This is a genomic window from Syntrophales bacterium (assembly GCA_030018935.1).
Taxonomy (GTDB): Bacteria; Desulfobacterota; Syntrophia; order Syntrophales; family CG2-30-49-12; genus CG2-30-49-12.
Window position 1 is genome coordinate 1 of the sequence record JASEGZ010000042.1, and the last position, 19,011, is coordinate 19,011.

The following is a 19,011-nucleotide window of genomic DNA, read 5'->3' on the forward strand; positions in this document are numbered from 1 at the left end:
TCTTCGCCTGAAGGCGAGGGTTTTTCTCCCAATCCCCGAGGGGGACAATAAAAAGGGGATTATCGAATGGAAACCAAAAAGTTCATCTACTACAAAGACGAAGATATGTGGATAGGCTGGCTTGAAGAGTATCCTGACTACCGAACGCAGGGGAAAACACTCGAAGAACTGAAAGAAAATCTGCGGGATATATACGCTGATCTTAGTAGCGATGCCATTCCGTATGTTCACCGTGTCGGAGATCTCGCTGTCGCATGAAACGGACCAAACTGATCAGAGCGATCGAGGAAATGTATTGAAAATGGCGACAGCGACCATTTATTTAGAGGTTAACACCCAAAGGCTTCGCCCTTCTCAAGCACTCGAACCGTTGGGTGCAATGGCTGACCCATGAGGACAGGATGATTCCCAGAGTATACATCGATACCTCCGTCATTGGAGGGTACTGGGATGAAGAGTTTCAGGAGCATTCAGAATGCCTTTTCGCAGATTTCGAAGCAGATCGGTTCCGGGCGGTGATCTCCAATATCACAATTGCAGAAGTGCTCCAGGCCCCTTGAGGATGTGCGTGCTCTTTTGGGGCAACCGGCTCTTCAAAAGTTGGACGAGGAGGCAGTTTCGCTCGCAGAGGTTTATATCCAAGAGGGTGTAATAGGTGATGCCCATCGCGTAGACGCGCAGCATATTGCCATTGCGACCGTCCAACGAGTTGATATATTGGTGAGCTGGAACTTTCAGCACATTGTGAAGTGGAGCCGGATTCGCACCTTCAATGCCGTGAATTTGAAGCGTGGTTATCCACAATTGGAAATCCGGTCTCCACGGAAGGTTTACTATTATGAAGAAGGATAATATCTTCGATGCGGTCAAGATGATGCGGGATATCCGCGATCGGATGAGTGAGGAAATGAAGGGGATGACCCCGAAACAGCAGATCGAGTACATTGAGAGGAAATCTGGACTTCGAAGAGAAGGGAAGAAGCGAACGGTCACTGCGTCTAACAGCGGTTAAAAGGCTTTGTTTCACTTTGCTCAAATTGCCTTAGGCAACTTCTTTTAGCCTTGAACGTTGCCCGCAACGGCAGATAACACAGCGGATAAAAGGAAAATCAAAGATTTCCCCCAAATTGCTTTCAGCAACTTCTTTTATCCACAAAACTATTCTTACCCGGAATTTTCCTTAAAGAAAAACACTACATACAAACACGGACAAAACACAATGTTTGTCAGGGTTGCCATTAATATCCCGTCGGAGAAGACCTTTTTATATGCCGTCCCTGAAGCCCTAAAAAAGGAAATCACCACGGGTAAACGGGTTTTCATCCCCTTCGGAAAGAAAAGGCTGACCGGCTACGTCATAGAAAAAACATCCGCTGCCACCTGTGAAGATATTGATCTCAGAGAGATTATCTCCATCTTGGATCCTGAACCCCTCTTCAATGAAGATGACCTAAGTTTTTACCAGTGGGTATCCCAATACTATATCCATCCCCTCGGTAAAACACTGGCCGAGATCCTGCCCGGAGGTGAAGTTGTCCTGAAAAAAGAAAAGATCATCGCCCTGCACCCGGAAAACACACCACCCATAAAGTTGACGGGAAAACAGGACAGACTGATCAATTTTCTCAGGTTGCGCGGTAAGGCGGCCCCCCTCACCATCATAAGTCAAACTTTCAAGAATGCCTCCTCTCTGATCAGGAGCCTGGAAAAAAAGGGAATTGTCTTAGTATCCGAAAAAGAGGTCTGGCGATCCGCCGGCATAACTTCTGATATCGGTAAAAATGACCGGCATATCGTCCTGAACGATAACCAGAAAACAGCCCTTGAGGAGATCATGAAAGGCATCTCCTCCGGCCGATTTTCCACCTATCTTCTCCACGGCGTGACGGGAAGCGGCAAGACAGAAGTGTATCTCAAAGCCATGGAAGAAACGCTCCGGTTAAAGGGAGGGGTGATCTTCCTCGTCCCGGAAATAGCCCTCACACCTCAACTGCTGGGTCGTTTTAACGGGAGGTTTCAGGACCACGAGATCGCAGTGCTCCACAGCGGTATATCAAGGAATGTCCGGTATGACCAGTGGCGACGGATACAACGGGGAGAGGTCAGTGTGGTTGCGGGTGCCCGCTCCGCCCTGTTTGCACCGGTGAGGAATTTAAAGTTGATCATCGTGGACGAAGAGCATGACACCTCCTACAAACAGGAGGACCGGCTGAGGTACAACGCCAGGGACTTGGCTATCGTAAAGGCAAAACTAAATTCTGCCGTTGTTATCCTTGGCTCTGCCACACCGGAAATCCAGAGCTATTTTAATGCGAGGATAAAAAAATATAACTACCTCTCGTTGCCTGAAAGGGTGGAAAACAGACCGCTGCCGCAGGTGGATGTCGTTGATATGAAGGGGGAAAGAGATGAAAGAGGAAAAGTGCCTCTCCTGTCCCGGTCTCTGAAAGATGCGATTCATGATGCTATCAAAGGGGAAAAACAGACACTCCTGTTTTTAAACAGGCGGGGTTATAGTACCTTTATGCTCTGTTTTGACTGCGGCCATGTCTTTAAATGCCCGAATTGCGCTGTGTCTATGACATACCACGCCCACCCCGGTGTTCTGCAATGTCATTACTGTGATTATGCAATCAAGGCCCCTCCCCTCTGTCCCGGCTGTCACGGTAGCCGCATCTCCAGTTACGGTGTGGGAACGGAAAGGGTAGAGGAGGAGGTAAAAAACATCTTCCCCCACGCCCGCATCGGGAGGATGGACAGCGATACAACGGCCCGGAAGGGGGCCTATGAGAGGATACTTTCAGCCCTCCACAGGCAGGATATAAACATTCTCGTCGGTACACAGATGATTACCAAGGGACATGACTTTCCGGCTATCACCCTTGTCGGTGTTGTATCGGCCGATACATCCCTGAATATCCCCGATTTCAGGGCTGCGGAGAGGACCTTTCAAATACTCACCCAGGTCTCAGGAAGGGGTGGACGGGGTGATTCACCCGGAAGGGTGATTGTTCAAACCTTCAATCCCGATCACTATGCCATCAGAAGGGCAAAAGATCATGATTTTACCGGATTTTACGAAGATGAACTCCCCCTGAGGCAGGTTCTTCTCTATCCCCCTTTCTCCCGTATCGTTGTCCTGCACATCCAGAGTCTAAAAAAAGAGCAGGGCATAAAGGGTATCGAAAACCTCAGGAAAACCGTGAGAGATCTTTCTAAGATCAACAATTTAGCGGGGAAAGTAGAGGTCATCGGCCCGGCAGAGGCCCCCATCGCCAGGATCAGGGGGAGGTACCGGTGGCAGCTCCTTTTGAAGGCTAAGGATATCGGGATACTTCATACCCTGACCAAGGATCTACTGACAAGATCCAGGAGAGGCGGTTTAGATGTCAAGGTGGATGTGGATCCGGTAAACTTCATGTAGAAGAGAAGATAAAAATGTTGACGATGAAAAAAACGCCCCGGCTCATAGCCGTGGAAATTTTGAACCGCATAGAAGAAACCGGCGCCTTTGCCGAACCTCTTTTAGATGCATTCCTCTCTGATTTTCCGGATAATCTCCCTGACAGGAAACTCCTTACCAATATTGTTTACGGCACCCTGAGGATGAGAGGTCGCGTAGACTGGATTATAGGACAACTCTACCGGGGTGATCTCGCGGATATGGAGACAGGTTTAAAAAATATCCTGAGAACGGGACTATACCAGATTATGTTCACCGACAGGATCCCGGGGTTTGCCATCGTGGACGAAGCTGTCAAGATAGCCAAAAGCTTACATCCAGCAAGGTCGGGATTGGTAAATGCCGTTTTGAGAAATGTCATCCGTAAGAGGGACAAGCTCATATACCCCGGAAGGGAGGAGGACCCATCTCTCTACATCTCCCTTGTTCATTCACATCCTCTCTGGCTCGTGAAGAAATGGATAGAAATGTTCGGTACTGACCGGACCATGGCGCTCTGCGCGGCAAACAACGAGATACCCCCTCTCACCTTGAGGGTAAACAGATGGAAAACAACACGGGACAAAGTGATCGGAGAGATGCGCCATGACGGACTTGACGTAAGGGCAACCGAGTTTTCCCCTGACGGGGTGATACTATCAAATCCCCACATACCGCCGAGGGAGATACCCTGTTATCAAAAGGGTCTGATCTCAGTACAGGATGAGGCCTCCCAGTTGATCGCCCATCTCGTCGCCCCGAAGGCGGAAGAGACCATACTTGATGTCTGCGCCGGCGTGGGGGGAAAGACCACCCATCTTGCTGAAATTATGGGTAATCAGGGCAGCATACTGGCCCTTGATATAAGAGGCCAGAAGGTTGCATCGTTACGGGATACAACAAAAAGATTAGGGATTACCATCGTGGATACCATGATAGGCGATGCTACTTATGATCTGGGAGATGCCTTCCGGGAGAAATTCGACAGGGTTCTCGTTGATGCACCCTGTTCCGGTCTCGGTACCCTGAGAAGGAATCCGGAAATAAAATGGCGTATTTCCCCGGAAGATGTTAAAAACCTTGCATCTCTTCAGAAATGCCTGTTAAAAAGCGCTGCCCCCTGTGTAAAAAAGGGTGAGACTCTCGTTTACAGTACCTGTACCCTCATGCCTGAGGAAAACGAAAATGTCATCGAGGATTTTCTCAGCTATCACGAAGATTTTCGCTGCCTGCAACCACCGGGTGCAATTAGCGGACGAATGGTTGATGATAGAGGATTTTTCCGGACCGATCCGCATCACCACGGAACAGACGGTTTCTTTGCTGCTGTACTCGAAAAAAAGCGGGGGACGGAACAACTGACCAGAAAGGGGTGAAATAAATTGACTCCAGAGAGCCAAAATGGTAGGGGCATGGTAAAAGAATTCAGACGGAGGTTGGTATGTTTTTGAAACAGATGGAGGTCGGTCAGCTGGCGGTATTTGCCTACATTGTCGGCGACCAGGAAAGCGGAGAAGGATTAGTCATTGATCCCGCGGGGAATGTTGATAGTATCATCGCCACAGCCAATAAAAACAATATTAAAATCAAATATATCGTCAACACCCACGGCCATGTGGATCATACATCGGGCAATAAAGAAATGAAAGAAAAGACAGGGGCACCAATTATCATCTATGAGGGTGACGCTAAAATGCTTGTCTCCACACCGGCCATGATCCTCGCCATGTTTGGGGCAGAGCAATCCCCACCAGCCGATATTATCGTTAAAAACGGAGATTACATTACCGTGGGAAAGGTCTCTCTAAAGGTCATCCATACCCCCGGGCACTCCCCGGGAGGCATTGCCCTCTACGCAGATGGATATGTCTTCACCGGTGATACCCTCTTTGTGGAGGCCGTGGGAAGAACAGATATTCCGGGAGGTTCATGGGATGTGATGTTTCGCTCCATCCATGACAAGCTGCTTACACTACCTGAGGAAACGATGGTACTACCGGGACATAACTACGGAAGGATGCCGACCTCAACAATTGAACATGAAAAAAGATACAACCCCTTTTTAAGATAGAAGAGGCAAGAAATAGGCAATGAATAAACCAGTTTTGATGGAGACAAACTTTGAAGGGTTAAAATTATTTGCCAGGGGAAAGGTTCGTGATATTTATGAATTGGACCATTACCTCCTTATTGTAGCCACCGACAGGATCTCCGCCTTTGACGTGATTATGAGGAATCCCATTCCGGGGAAAGGGGAGATTCTTACCCGCATGTCTGTCTTCTGGTTTAGAAAGATGGAAGATATCATTGGAAATCACCTTGTTTCCGTGGATCCTCTTGCATTTCCCGGTAAATGCGCTCCTTACAGAGAATGCCTGCGGGAAAGAAGCATGCTGGTAAAAAAAGCAAAGCCCATTCCCGTGGAATGCATCGTAAGAGGATACCTGAGCGGCTCAGCCTGGGAAGACTATTGCCGGCATAGAACCGTCTCCGGTATCAGGCTCCCCGATGGATTAAAGGAGTCCTCCAGACTTCCCGAGCCACTGTTTACCCCCTCCACTAAGGCCCCGGAGGGGGAGCACGATATGCTCATCACCAGAGACGATATGGAAGATATTATCGGTTGCGGGCTTACAGAGAGGATTGTTGAAACCAGTCTCGCTATTTATAAGCGGGCAGCGAGAATTGCCGCTGAAGCGGGAATCATCATCGCGGATACCAAGATGGAAATGGGCATTGTTGAGGATGAGACGATTATCATTGATGAACTGCTTACCCCTGATTCCTCAAGATTCTGGCCCGTAGACGATTACAGGGAAGGAAGGTCGCAGAAAAGTTTCGACAAGCAATTCCTGAGAGACTATCTTCTCTCCCTCAAATGGAACCAGAAACCACCTGCCCCGGAACTCCCCAACGAAATCATTGAAAAGACCAGGGAAAAATATGAGGAAGCCCTGAATCGCCTCGTAAGGCTTCCGGTCAGGTAAATATACAAACCTTGACACGGGAAGAGGAGGTTATTATTTTGGGGGTAGGGGTTATCTGTTGGTTAAAAATTGAAAAAGATCAGAGAAATCATTGCCGCGGAGGAAAATAGGAAAGTTGCATGAAACGTTGTTACTATGAAGTCCTTGGTGTACAGAGAGATGCCTCGGAAGATGAGATAAAAAGAAACTACAGAAAATTGGCCATGCAGTGCCACCCGGATAGAAACCCGGGAGATAAAAAAGCGGAGGAGAGCTTCAAGGAAGCGGCGGAGGCCTACGCGGTCTTAATGGACAGAGAAAAACGAGAGATCTACGACCGGTACGGCCATGAAGGGTTAAGTGGAGCCGGATTTAAGGGATTTTCAGGATTCGAAGACATATTTTCCAGTTTCAGCACTATCTTTGAAGACGTCTTCGAGTTTGGCAGCTTCCGGTCAAGATCAAAAACAGCTCCACGTGACGGGGCTGATCTCCGTTATGATCTTCGTATATCATTTATGGACGCCACTTTTGGTACCTCCACTTCTATAGAAGTAGAAAAATATGAGAGGTGTCAAAATTGTGGGGGCACTGGCGCTACACCAGGGAAGGCTCCCGAGACCTGCCACCGTTGCCAGGGAAGGGGTCAGGTGATCCAAACCAGTGGATTCTTCCGTATAAGCACCACATGCCCCCAGTGCCGGGGCCAGGGTAGGGTCATCACCGATCCATGCAAGGTATGTAAAGGAATGGGCATGGCAAAATGCGCAAAAACCGTTCATCTCAAGATACCTGCCGGGGTAGATACCGGTTCACGCCTGAGATTGCGGGGTGAGGGAGAACAGGGTGCAATCGGGGGGGCAAATGGCGATCTCTATGTCTTTATTCAGGTAGAACCCCACGAATTTTTCACAAGAAAAGATGATGATGTCTACTGCCAGATTCCCATTTCCTTTGTTCAGGCAGCCCTGGGGGCAAGCATATCGGTACCCACCTTAAACGGTTCTGAAGAGTTAAAGATTCCGAGAGGAACCCAGAGTGGCAAGATGTTTCGTCTGAAAGGAAAAGGTGTCCCTCATCTGAAGGGATTCGGGCGAGGAGATCAGATCATTGAGACGGTGGTTACGATACCCACCAGTCTGACCAGGAAACAGGAGGAACTCCTCAGAGAATTTGCTAAACTAAACGGCGAGTAACACCAGACAATGGGCAATTCATCTACTAAATTTACATGGAGGGGGAAGATTATGCTAAGGAGAGAAAACTGGTTTTTATTTTTGTTTATGGGTATTTTTCTCGTTTCCGGTTGCGCGGCCCTGGCGGTTGGTGGTGCCGCAGTGGGCGCAGGTTCGGGAACCTACCTTTATATCAATGGGGAGTTGAAGACAGACTATTACTTTTCCTTTGAAAAGGTATGGACTGCCTGTGAAAAAACCGTGGCAGACATGCGTGGTGTGAATGTTGTGCCGTACAAGGAGATCGGCAGGGGAACCATCTCTGCTACCATTAACGACGAAAAGGTTCAGTTCACGGTCAGGTATAAGGCAAAAGATGTCACCACCGTAGCTATACGGGTCGGACTGCTCGGCAATAAGCTCTCGTCACAGCTTTTACACGACAAAATAAGTGACAATCTCTCCCCCAAAAGCTATAACTGATCGACCCTGAAATGGTAACTCCGTTGCCATCTGACCCGGGACCAACTGATGAAGAAAAAGATGATTGTGGGTATTCCGTTAAGTGCCCTCCTGATTTACCTGGCTGTCAGGGGGATTCGCCTTGAGGACGTTGCCGACGGATTGACGGCCGTCAGATACAGATACATCCCTCCGGTCTTGATACTCATACTTTTGATACAAGTACTGAGATCACTGCGGTGGGGGGTAATCTTGAGCCCTATAGAAAAGGTTGATCAACTCTCACTTTTTTCTGTAACAAGTCTCGGTTTTTTAGCCATCGTTGCTATACCGGCAAGGCTTGGTGAACTGGCAAGACCCTATCTCATCTCAAAAAAAAGCAACATCAGGATGACCGCTGCCCTGGGGACTATCTTTGTGGAACGTGTCTTTGACAGTTTCACGATCCTCATCATGGCCGCTTTCGTTATTTTCTCCATACCCTTGCCCTCTTGGTTGACTGAGGCAAGTATCTTTTTCTTTTTAATCATCATGGCCATCCTGGCCATGATGGTCTTCATGATCGTCAAACGTGAGGCGTCTTTTAAGGCCATAGCTCCCCTTCTTAACCGACTACCGGACAGGTACGCCCACAAACTAAACCGTTTAATCCATCACTTTATAGATGGGTTTAAAATCATCACCCATACCCGAGCCCTCCTCTATGTTATGTTCCTGTCCGGCATAATATGGCTGATGGGGGTTCTGGTGATCTATATCCTCTTCTTCGCCTTCGGTTTCCATCTGCCTCCTGTCGCTGCTTTTGTCCTGATGATTATTCTCATTATCGGAATTACCATCCCCACCGCGCCGGGATTTATCGGAAACTGGCATTTCTTCTGTGTCCTGGGGCTCGGTCTGTTCAGCATTCCCCGCACAGATGCTTTTACCTTCGCCGTCATCTATCATTTCCTGTCCATCGGGATCGTGATCATCCTGGGACTGATATTTTTACCCTTTAATAAATTTCCCCTCTCCGGTCTCAACCTCCAGCTTTCCAAAGATCAGGGAACAGGAAACAGTAGCGGTAACCTATCCGGTTAAGGTAGACTTCCTGTGAAGCCCTCAGGAGCCACTTTTTACTTCCAAGCCGTAGTTTTTAATTTTTCTATGGAGATTGCTCCGCTCCAAACCAATAGCCTCCGCCGTCCTGGAAACATTTCCTTCATATTCCTGCAGTTTTCTTGCAAGATATTGCTTTTCAAAATTCATCTTTGCCAGCCGGTAAGAATTTACAGCATACCACGAATCATCCCAAGCAACATTTTGACTTCCCTTAACTAAGGGAGGGATATCACTCCCAGAAATTACATCTGAGGGGGTCATGATAACCAACCGTTCAATAATGTTCTTTAATTCTCTTACATTCCCGGGCCAGTTGTGCTCCATTAATACGGCCAGGGCATCTTCCGTCATTGATTTTTCAGTCTCTCCCTCTTTCAGAGCAAATTCCCTCAAGAAGCGCATCACTAAGAGAGGAATGTCCTCTTTCCTCTCCCTTAAGGGGGGAATTCTTAAAGGAATAACATTGAGCCGGTAGTAGAGATCCTGCCTGAACCTCCCCTCTTCCATCTCCTTTTCAAGATCCTTGTTGGTGGCGGCAAGTACCCGAACATCCGTGGCAATAAGCTTGGATCCACCTACCCTCTCAAACTTTTTTTCCTCGAGGATCCGGAGAATCTTTGCCTGAGCCTTCAGACTCATATCGGCCACCTCATCGAGAAAAATCGTTCCCTCATTAGCCAGATCAAACTTTCCCCTCCTTTTTTCTGTAGCTCCGGTAAAGGCCCCTTTTTCGTGGCCAAAAAGCTCGCTTTCTATCAATTCTTCCGGTATGGCAGCACAATTGACCTCAATGAATGGTTTCTGTGCCCTTTTGCTCTGACAATGGATTGACCTGGCAACGAGTTCCTTCCCCGTGCCATTTTCTCCCATGATTAAAATCCAGGCATTGGTTTGGGCTACAAGGCTGATCATCTCTTTTAATTCCTGAATCGGCCCACTGTTACCGGTAAGTTCGTACTCCCGGGTAACTTTCTGTTTTAATAGTACATTTTCCTCTTCTAAACGGATCATGTCCGAGACATGATTGGCAACGAGGATCACCTTTTCCAGGGAGAGGGGTTTTTCAATAAAGTCAAAAGCCCCGAGCTTCGTTGCCTTGACCGCCGTTTCAATTGTTCCGTGGCCCGAAATCATCACCACCCGTATCTCGGGATTTTCAGTCTTAATTATTTTGAGAGTCTCAATTCCATCTATCCCCGGAAGCCATATGTCGAGGAAGATAAGAAAGGGAAACTCCTCTTTGATAATCTTTAGTGCCTCTTCCCCACTCCCTGCCGTCAGGACATCGTACCCCTCATCGTTTAGAACAGCTCCCAGAGACTTACAGATACTCTTCTCGTCATCTACAATCAGTATTGTTTTATTCATAAGATCTACACAATACCCATTACATCATTAGCTTTTCAGCCCCCTCACCCCTGAGTTACCGGCAGTTCGATGGCAATAATGGTTCCCGTCGGACTATTGTCCCTCACACTTACATGACCATGATGATCCGATATAATCGAATTCACAATGGCAAGTCCAAGACCTGTCCCGGACCTCTTTGTGGAAAAGTAGGGTTCAAACATCTTCATCTTATAGCCGGCAGGTATACCAGGACCATTGTCAGCAACCTCTACCCTGGCCCTTCGCTGGGTCTCATCATAAGAGGTCCTGATTTCGATGCGACCATCTTTTCCACCCGCTGCGGCAACGGCATTATCCAAAAGATTGATCATAACTCGCTTTATCTGTTCCGGATCAAGATTTAATTTTGGTATATCCGTCCCCTGCTGAAGATCAAAATGTATATCCTTATGGGCATCCTGAAAGAGAAGAACAGAATCTCTTATAGTTTCATTAAGATCGTTGGGAAAAAGGTTGGTAACCGGCATCCGCGCATAGAGGGAAAACTCATTGACCAGTTTTCTCATTACCTCAACCTGATTGATGATCGTCCTGGTGCATTCATAAAACACGGGGTCATCATCACCCAATTTTGCGCCATACTTTTTCTGCAACCGCTGGGCAGAAAGCTGCACCGGTGTCAAGGGGTTTTTTATCTCATGGGCTATCCTTCTTGCCACCTCGCGCCATGCCGCTGCCCTCTCCGCCATCTGAAGTTGTGTAAGATCCTCAAAAACCACCACCATACCGAGATCATTGTTATCATCATCTTTTATTACGGTTACTGTCGTTAAAACCATCAATTTCCCGTCTTTAAGCGCTAATTCGATCTGTTTCTCTACAAAATCATCCCCGCGCACCCTCATTTCTCTAAGCAATTCATTAACCAAAACCATATGTTCAGGGTATAAAACATCTCTATAACACCTGTTGAGGACTTTTTCCGTCTTTATACCAAGCATTTTCTCCGCCGCACTGTTGACGGTTGTGATAACGCCGTCTTTATCAACAGAAACAATACCTGCAGATACGTTCCGGAGGATTGTTTCCATGTATTTTCTCCGCTGGTCAAGATCTATATTGGCCTGCTCCAGGTCTTTGTTGCTTTTCTTTAAATCTTCCGTCATTTGGTTGAAAGAATCAACAAGAATGCCTATCTCGTCATCGGCCTTGATATTTATACGGTAGTCAAGATTTCCCTGGGCTATTTTACGTGTTGCCTCTGCCAGGTCCTGGATGGGAACCGTTATACCCTTGGCCAGAAAGAGTCCAAACCAGGTTGCGGAAAAAATGATCAAGAGGGTTACAATAAAAAGTATAATGATATAACTGAGTTTGATGGGATTTTTTAACAGGTGTAATTGTCTGTATCTCTCTGATGTCTTGGAAATAGCAGCCATCTTATCAACTAACGATTTAGGGATATAGTAACTGACAACAACTACGCCAATGACCTCCTTGGGACTAAGATAGGAATAGATAGGAGTCAAGCCGCTGATTAAATCTCCAACATCTGACGACTGTATAGCTGAAGTCTCCTTCCCCACAAAAATGTCTTCAAGAATCTTAGGAGATAGAGAAAGAGGACAGATATCAGGGTTTCCCCTGTCCTTGATGATCAGATTTTCTTCTCGATTATCAAAATATACTCCAACTATACCCAATCTGTAGCTCTCCTGCCTCTGTTCTATCAGGGTTCTCAGATAATCTGTTCTTTCCCGTTCATACAGGCGATTTTTCGTAATATCGGAACTGATCTGTCTTGCATAATGTTTTGCATGTTCGGCTGTTTGCTGGTAATAGAGCCGGGCAATTTCGAGGGTTTTGTTAAGGGTATCTCCTATCTTTATATTGAACCAATTGTCTATGTTATAGGAAAGAAAGTTGGTGGCGATCAAAAAGAGAAAAACTGTAGGAATCAGAGACAAGCTTACAAAGGCTGTTACGAGCTTTGTTCGCAGCTTTGAACCGATGATCCCGTGTCTTCGTTCATAGATTAGCTTGACAACATTCCTGACAATTAAGAAAACGAGAAAAATAATTAGAATAATGTTGATATTTATCAAGCCAAAGATGAATACATTGTTCGGAAGAGAAAGGACATCTTCTCTGCGGAACAGGTAACTTTCAAGAAAAGTAGCAAGAACGACTACAAAGAAGAGGACAACAATGATGATACGTTCTCTCCGCCGTTTCCTCGATTCCTCAACATCAATTTCTATATGACGATGACTTCTCATCCCGAACGATAAACAAACTCCTGTTTATACCAGTTGGTTTCAAAATCCCACAGGGAAATGAAGAAAAACACATATTCCATATGCAGAGGGAGACGTACCTTCTCCATTTTTGCCTTTACCAGGATGTAATATGTTTTATCCTTCTTCAGGTGCCTGATGGGTGCAACAACGACCCCATTTAATTCCGCCATAGCCCGCTTGGCACTATCAAAATCCTGAAACCCTGACGGCTCTTGTCCATTGGTTGAGGAAACATTGAACGTTTTTTTCACGCTATCGTATTTAATCGTATGGGTTATAACCAGCCGGGATATTTTTTTATCGAACCAGTGTGTCCGCTTTTGATAGAGGTCAACTAAAAAAGTAAATGTAGTCGGAACGCCTGCCAGGATGGCCGATTCCATATCCTTTGTGAAACAGTTTATTACCCTTGCATAAACCACTACATTTTCCGCACTACTGGTAACCAGAAAGTCTGTGATCTTTGCATCCTTCTCTTGGTGGGAACAGGAGAGGAAACCGGGGAACAGACAGCAGATAAGAAATATGGCGAAAAAGAACAATATTGGGGGGCATAATAAACTTCTCTTTTCGCCTTTTGAAATATGACAGGATTTCAAACTGATAAAGGTCAAAAGTGAAAACTCACTTCCTAAGTTCCGAAACTCTCTCATCGAAGCATCAAGGTATATTTTTTATTGTTTTGATCCTTTGCCAGATATACTAAGAAACTGTACACTAAAAAGCAAGTTCAATTTCTGAAAGGCTTATACAGAGGAAGGGGAAAGGAGGGAATTACTTTGATTTATATGGCGGAGGACTAAGAGCGAATGGCACTGACGCTCCTAAAAGATGGGATATTATTGTAAATAAAATCATCCGAGATATCATCTCTCTCAAAACTTACGATACTCCACTTCTCTTTATGAGCTAAAAGCTCTTTAAGAAAAAGATTGTTCAATGTGTGTCCCGATTTATAAGCAACAAAATGACCGATTATTGGCATACCAAGGAGTGACAGGTCCCCAATGGCATCGAGGATTTTATGTTTTACAAATTCATCCGGGTATCTAAGACCTTCTTTATTGATCACCTTCCTGTCATCAAGAACAACGGCATTTTGTAAAGAACCACCTAATGCCAACCCTTTTGCCTGGAGATATTCAACATCTCTTAGAAAGCCAAAGGTTCGCGCGGCACAGATTTCCCTCTCGTAGGTTGCCTCGGAAAAGGTCGTATGATAAGACTGCTGGCCAATAAGAGGATGTTCAAAGTCAATCTTATAAGTAATCTCGAATTCTGGGGAGGGTAAAAACATGGCCGTACCCACACCGTCAGAGACATAAACTTTCTCCTTTATGACTAACCATTTCCTGCACTTATCTTGAACCTCTATGCCAACGTCCTTCAACATAGTGACAAAAGGGAGGGCGCTCCCATCCATGACGGGAACTTCATGTGCATCAATCTCCACAACGGCATTATCAATACCCATACCGCTGAAGGCAGAAAGTAAATGTTCAACGGTTGAAGCCTTCACCCCGTTTATGCCGATGGTTGTTGCCAATCTGGTATCAGAGACATTTTCAAGGAAGGCCTTTATCCTGTTATTGCCTGGCAAATCCTTGCGAACAAAAACAATTCCCTCATCAACCCCGGCAGGTTTAATCGTCATACTGACTCTTCTACCCGAGTGCAAGCCAATACTTCTACACCCTATTTCCTGTTTAATTGTTCTCTGTAAACACATAGTCATTACTATTGCGACGATTCGAGGGGAGTGGCTGCAAAATCTTACTTTTTATAGTTAAAACTAGTCGTTACTTTAAGCAATTTTTATACCGTTTTTGAGGAGAGGTAATCACCTGATTCCATCATAAACACAATACATTAAAAACGCAGGCTTTTTTATTTACAAGCCGTTTATCCTTACAACCAAAATAAGAATGAAACTTTCATCACCTGTGTCAGAGGCGACACACTTTTTTAAAAAGCACCTCACTAATCTTCCTGTTTTCGCTGAAAACTGAGGGCCGATCGCTGAACACTTATTTAAGATCCACGATAGAACCTTTCCTTCTCGCTATAGATACAACCGCAATATGACTGTCTGTAAATCATAAGCTCCCGGGAAATTTCTCTTCCCTCCGCCCAGCCTTCCCGAAAGTCGTGATAATGGAACCTTAGCCCATACTCTTTTGCCAGACTCTCTCCAATAGTTTTAATCATCTCATGATCTTGAAACTTACTGTAGAGCAAGGTTGTCGTAAATACGTCAAACCGTTCTGCCCTCGCAATATCAACCGTATATTTCAAACGCGCATAGTAGCAATACCGGCATCTATCTTTTTCTCTAAAGGCAACACTTCTAAGAAAATCTTCCAGGTGATATTCCTCTGTCCAGATGATCTTTAACCCTTCCCTATTGGCATACTCTTTTAAAGTATCGAGACGCCTCTTATATTCGAGATAGGGATGGATATTGGGATTATAAAATAGGCCAGAGACCTCATACCCGTCGTACCTTAGTATCTTTAAGGGGTATATTGTGCAGGGGGCGCAGCAGATATGTAATAGAATCTTCACCGAAGTTAGTTCCGATGTATGAATTGAGAGGGCCGATCGTTGAATGCTTATCTTATTTTTGACTTATTTTAATTCCATTGAGAGAAGAGGTCTCTCTGGTTTGATCCCGTCCATGGTTTTCCAAAATGCTCGTAGGCTATCTTTGTGGCAATCCTTCCCCTTGCCGTTCTCTGGAGATAACCTTCCTGGATCAGATATGGTTCATAGACATCTTCGATCGTGGTCTTTTCCTCACCGATGGCAGACGATAGATTGTCAATCCCCACAGGCCCCCCGTCAAACTTATCAATTAACGTCAATAATATCTTTCGATCCATGTGATCGAATCCCCTGTGATCTACCTCCAACATTTCAAGGGCATGAATAACCACTTCTCTGCTAATGCAGGCTATCCCCTCTGCCTTTACCTGGGCAAAATCCCTCACCCTTCTTAAAAGACGGTTTGCTATCCGGGGAGTTCCACGTGAACGCCGCGCCATCTCGTGAGCTCCTTCCTCATCGAGGTTAACGGACAATATTTTTGCCGATCTTTTGATAATAACGGAAAGCTCGGAAGGCATATAAAACTCTAATCGGAAACTCATACCGAATCGATCACGCAGGGGTGAGGTCAGCAGTCCGGCCCTTGTCGTTGCACCTACTAAGGTAAACTTTGGTATCTCTAATTTCATCGAGCGTGCAGACGGTCCCTGACCGATAAGGATATCGAGATGATATTCTTCCATGGCCGGGTATAATATTTCCTCGACGACATGGGAAAGACGATGAATCTCGTCAATAAAGAGGACATTATGTTCATTTAGATTGGTCAGGATTGCTGCCAGATCCCCTGGCCGCTCAATCACAGGACCTGAGGTTACTTTAATATCAGCCCCCATCTCCCTGGCCACAATGTAGGCAAGAGTGGTTTTCCCAAGACCGGGAGGGCCGTAGAGGAGAACGTGTTCAAGCGCCTCATTTCTCTGCTTTGCAGCCTCGATAAATATAGACAGATTATTTTTTATCTTTTCCTGTCCCACATACTCCGCAAAGTTTTTCGGGCGGAGGGAAAGCTCGTAACCTGTTTCCTCTCCAATGCCCGCGGGGGACAAGAGACAATTCTTCTTCGTTACCAGGTTCATTAAAACATCCTTTGTTATAAGTTATAAGTCGTATGTCGTATGTCAACGACTTATGACTTATGACGTATGACGTATGACGTATGACGTACGACGACTTCAACCGGCCAAAATTTTCAGTGTCTTCTTCAAGAGAACATCCAGGGTCAATGCCTCTTTAGATTCATTGATGACCCTCTCGATGAGTTCTCCGACCTTATGGCTTTTATATCCAAGATTAATCAGGGCTGACAGGGCGTCTTTTTTCACCAGCTCATCTGCTGTCATCTCACCACCAGGCTCACCTATCACCTCATTCGCACCGAGTTTCATTACTTTATCTTTAAGCTCAAGGATCAATCTTTGGGCCAATTTCTTTCCAAGCCCCGGTATGTTTACCAGGCAGTTCAGATTTCCCTGAGAGACGGCCCTGATCCACTCTCTGGCAGAAATACCGGAAAGGATATTCATGGCCAGTCTGGGTCCAATACCGGTGACCGAAATCATCAACTGAAAGATATCCCTTTCTTCACTGGTACAAAATCCAAAAAGATTTATTGAGTCCTGCTTGACATGGGTATGGATATTCAAATTAACAGGCTGACCGATGTCGGGAAGTTCATAGAATGTAGTTAAGGGGACAAATACACGGTACCCTATCCCATGGGCATCAACGACTACATGGGTTACGTGTTTATAAATTAAGGTGCCGCTTATACGGGCAATCATCTCAAGGTATCTCTGGTGAGTATGTCATATGTCATATGTCGTACGTCGTATAAGGATTTTAGGGTTCAAATTTTTTTCTATAAAATATGACCTTCTTCGCTTCACTCGAATCCTTGACCCCTTGAATCCTTATAACTTTTTTGGAGATGATCTTAAAAAGTTTGCATGACAGATGGCGACCGCTAAAGCATCGGAGGCGTCTGGCGGTGGCAATTCGGAAAGATGCAAGATAGTTTTGACCATATACTGGATCTGGCTTTTTTCAGCCCGGCCATACCCGACAACAGCCTTTTTGATCTCAAGGGGTGTATACTCAAAAATCGGGATACACTTGTGAGAACCCACAAGAATAGCCACCCCCCTCGCCTCACCCTGTTTTATAAGGCTTTTGACATTTTTCCCATAGAAGATATCTTCTATAGCGACAGCATCAGGTGTTGTTTTTTCTACGACCTCCATAAGCTGATCATATATGGTGACCAAACACCTTGACAGAGGTGCACCCTTTCCTGGCCTGACCTCTCCGTGCACGATATTCACAATGTTATTCTCTTGCTTTTCAACCACACCGTATCCAGTGACCTTAGTGCCGGGATCTATTCCTAATACTCTCATAACACTGTTATCAGCAGTCAGCGAACAGCCATCAGCCCCACCCTCACAGACGGGAAAGGGAACCTTCACTTAATTTTTCCATAACATCATCGGGTATATCAAAATTGGCATAAACATTCTGTACATCGTCATTATCTTCCAATTTCTCCATAAGTTTGAGCATCTGTTCAGCCCTTCCCGGATCTAACCTGACTGTATTCTGGGGAATCATGCTGATCCGCGCTTCAATATATTTAAGTCCCCGACTATCAAGCGCTCTCTTGACATCTTCAAATGATACAGGATCTGTAATAACCTGCAATTCGCTTTCTTCCTCCCTCACATCCTCCGCTCCCGCTTCAAGGGCTACTTCCATCAACATGTCTTCATTTACGGTCTTTTTATCAAATACAATGCTTCCCTTTTTTTTAAATATCCAGGACACGCAACCATTTTCACCGAGATTTCCCCCATGTTTTGCGAAGATATGTCTGATTTCCGCTACGGTTCTGTTTTTATTGTCCGTCATCGTTTCTACTAAAACAGCCACACCACTTGGGCCGTATCCCTCATAGGTAACTTCCTCATAATTCGTAGCGCCATCTCCTTCACCAACAGCTTTTTTAATCGCTCTGTCAATATTGTCTTTCGGCATATTTTCTTCCCTCGCAGCCATAATCGCCTGCCTCAGGCGTGCATTTCCTTCTAAATCGGCGCCGCCAAGTCTTGCTGCCAGGGTTATTTCCTTGATTAGTTTTGTGAATATTTTCCCGCGTTTTGTGTCTGCTAACCCCTTTTTCCTCTTTATTGTGCTCCATTTAGAATGACCTGACATGCCATCCTGTCTCCGGAAAAGATTTTTGGTAGTTACGGAAACACATAACATAAGGTGGCCATTTTGTAAAATAAAAAAACCCCTCCACAATTGAAGGGGTTAATTTATTCCCGGCAGCTCCCTACTCTCCCACACAGTCACCCGTGCAGTACCATCGGCACCAGAGAGCTTAACTTCCGTGTTCGGAATGGGAACGGGTGTGTCCTCTCCGTTATCACCACCGAGATATCATCTAATAATGTAAAAATTACATATCATGAATGCAAGCCTGTGCGCTATATATAAAATATTATGGTCAAGCCTCACGACCGATTAGTATCAGTTAGCTCAACACATTACTGTGCTTACACACCTGACCTATCAACCTCATGGTCTATGAGGGGTCTTCAGTC

Annotated in this window: 19 protein-coding genes and 2 rRNA genes; 10 read left to right on the forward strand and 11 right to left on the reverse strand. The window is 45.8% G+C overall.

The window, feature by feature from the left end; all coding sequences use genetic code 11:
- Nucleotides 1-66 precede the first annotated feature (66 nt).
- The 10 genes from QMD03_08010 (at nt 67) to QMD03_08055 (ending at nt 9,128) form a co-directional block, all read left to right on the forward strand.
- A complete protein-coding gene (locus QMD03_08010) occupies nt 67-258 on the forward strand; it encodes a hypothetical protein (GenBank protein ID MDI6777164.1) in 192 nt (63 codons plus the stop codon).
- Nucleotides 259-401: 143 nt separating this feature from the next.
- Entirely contained in the window at nt 402-560 is a 159-nt protein-coding gene (locus QMD03_08015) for a hypothetical protein (GenBank protein ID MDI6777165.1), read from the forward strand.
- Between the two features lie 278 nt (nt 561-838).
- The gene (locus QMD03_08020) at nt 839-1,012 is read left to right on the forward strand and encodes a hypothetical protein (protein ID MDI6777166.1); all 174 of its coding nucleotides are present in this window, start codon (nt 839-841) and stop codon (nt 1,010-1,012) included.
- A 207-nt stretch (nt 1,013-1,219) separates the two neighbouring features.
- Entirely contained in the window at nt 1,220-3,424 is a 2,205-nt protein-coding gene (priA, locus tag QMD03_08025) for a primosomal protein N' (GenBank protein ID MDI6777167.1), read from the forward strand.
- 14 nt (nt 3,425-3,438) lie between these two features.
- Nucleotides 3,439-4,818, forward strand: coding sequence for a 16S rRNA (cytosine(967)-C(5))-methyltransferase RsmB (gene rsmB / locus QMD03_08030; GenBank protein ID MDI6777168.1), 1,380 nt, complete (start codon nt 3,439-3,441; stop codon nt 4,816-4,818).
- A gap of 65 nt (nt 4,819-4,883) precedes the next feature.
- On the forward strand, nt 4,884-5,513 hold the full coding sequence (locus tag QMD03_08035; GenBank protein ID MDI6777169.1) for an MBL fold metallo-hydrolase: 630 nt from the start codon (nt 4,884-4,886) through the stop codon (nt 5,511-5,513).
- Between the two features lie 19 nt (nt 5,514-5,532).
- Nucleotides 5,533-6,429, forward strand: a complete 897-nt coding sequence (locus QMD03_08040; GenBank protein ID MDI6777170.1) for a phosphoribosylaminoimidazolesuccinocarboxamide synthase — start codon at nt 5,533-5,535, stop codon at nt 6,427-6,429.
- 119 nt (nt 6,430-6,548) lie between these two features.
- Nucleotides 6,549-7,604, forward strand: coding sequence for a molecular chaperone DnaJ (gene dnaJ / locus QMD03_08045; protein ID MDI6777171.1), 1,056 nt, complete (start codon nt 6,549-6,551; stop codon nt 7,602-7,604).
- Between the two features lie 51 nt (nt 7,605-7,655).
- Nucleotides 7,656-8,066, forward strand: a complete 411-nt coding sequence (locus QMD03_08050; GenBank protein ID MDI6777172.1) for a DUF3568 family protein — start codon at nt 7,656-7,658, stop codon at nt 8,064-8,066.
- A gap of 48 nt (nt 8,067-8,114) precedes the next feature.
- On the forward strand, nt 8,115-9,128 hold the full coding sequence (locus QMD03_08055; GenBank protein MDI6777173.1) for a lysylphosphatidylglycerol synthase transmembrane domain-containing protein: 1,014 nt from the start codon (nt 8,115-8,117) through the stop codon (nt 9,126-9,128).
- A 21-nt stretch (nt 9,129-9,149) separates the two neighbouring features.
- Here QMD03_08055 and QMD03_08060 read toward each other — a convergent pair whose 3' ends face one another.
- The 11 genes from QMD03_08060 to QMD03_08110 all read right to left on the reverse strand — a co-directional run.
- A complete protein-coding gene (locus QMD03_08060) occupies nt 9,150-10,517 on the reverse strand; it encodes a sigma-54 dependent transcriptional regulator (GenBank protein MDI6777174.1) in 1,368 nt (455 codons plus the stop codon).
- Nucleotides 10,518-10,561: 44 nt separating this feature from the next.
- Nucleotides 10,562-12,778, reverse strand: a complete 2,217-nt coding sequence (locus QMD03_08065) for an ATP-binding protein (GenBank protein MDI6777175.1) — start codon at nt 12,776-12,778, stop codon at nt 10,562-10,564.
- A complete protein-coding gene (locus QMD03_08070) occupies nt 12,775-13,452 on the reverse strand; it encodes a DUF4390 domain-containing protein (protein MDI6777176.1) in 678 nt (225 codons plus the stop codon). The genes QMD03_08065 and QMD03_08070 overlap by 4 nt, the downstream gene beginning before the upstream one ends.
- A gap of 146 nt (nt 13,453-13,598) precedes the next feature.
- Entirely contained in the window at nt 13,599-14,528 is a 930-nt protein-coding gene (lpxC, locus tag QMD03_08075) for a UDP-3-O-acyl-N-acetylglucosamine deacetylase (GenBank protein ID MDI6777177.1), read from the reverse strand.
- A 302-nt stretch (nt 14,529-14,830) separates the two neighbouring features.
- Nucleotides 14,831-15,364 (reverse strand): epoxyqueuosine reductase QueH, encoded by a 534-nt coding sequence (locus tag QMD03_08080; protein ID MDI6777178.1) that lies wholly within the window; start codon nt 15,362-15,364, stop codon nt 14,831-14,833.
- 68 nt (nt 15,365-15,432) lie between these two features.
- Nucleotides 15,433-16,485, reverse strand: coding sequence for a Holliday junction branch migration DNA helicase RuvB (gene ruvB, locus QMD03_08085; protein MDI6777179.1), 1,053 nt, complete (start codon nt 16,483-16,485; stop codon nt 15,433-15,435).
- A gap of 96 nt (nt 16,486-16,581) precedes the next feature.
- A complete protein-coding gene (gene ruvA / locus QMD03_08090) occupies nt 16,582-17,190 on the reverse strand; it encodes a Holliday junction branch migration protein RuvA (protein ID MDI6777180.1) in 609 nt (202 codons plus the stop codon).
- Between the two features lie 129 nt (nt 17,191-17,319).
- Nucleotides 17,320-17,874, reverse strand: a complete 555-nt coding sequence (gene ruvC / locus QMD03_08095) for a crossover junction endodeoxyribonuclease RuvC (GenBank protein MDI6777181.1) — start codon at nt 17,872-17,874, stop codon at nt 17,320-17,322.
- Nucleotides 17,849-18,619: a YebC/PmpR family DNA-binding transcriptional regulator gene (locus tag QMD03_08100; protein ID MDI6777182.1), complete on the reverse strand. Its 771-nt coding sequence runs from the start codon at nt 18,617-18,619 to the stop codon at nt 17,849-17,851. Before QMD03_08100 ends, ruvC begins: the two co-directional genes overlap by 26 nt.
- A gap of 108 nt (nt 18,620-18,727) precedes the next feature.
- Nucleotides 18,728-18,844: ribosomal RNA gene (gene rrf / locus QMD03_08105) — 5S ribosomal RNA — on the reverse strand.
- Between the two features lie 66 nt (nt 18,845-18,910).
- A 23S ribosomal RNA gene (locus tag QMD03_08110) occupies nt 18,911-19,011 on the reverse strand; the annotation flags it as partial.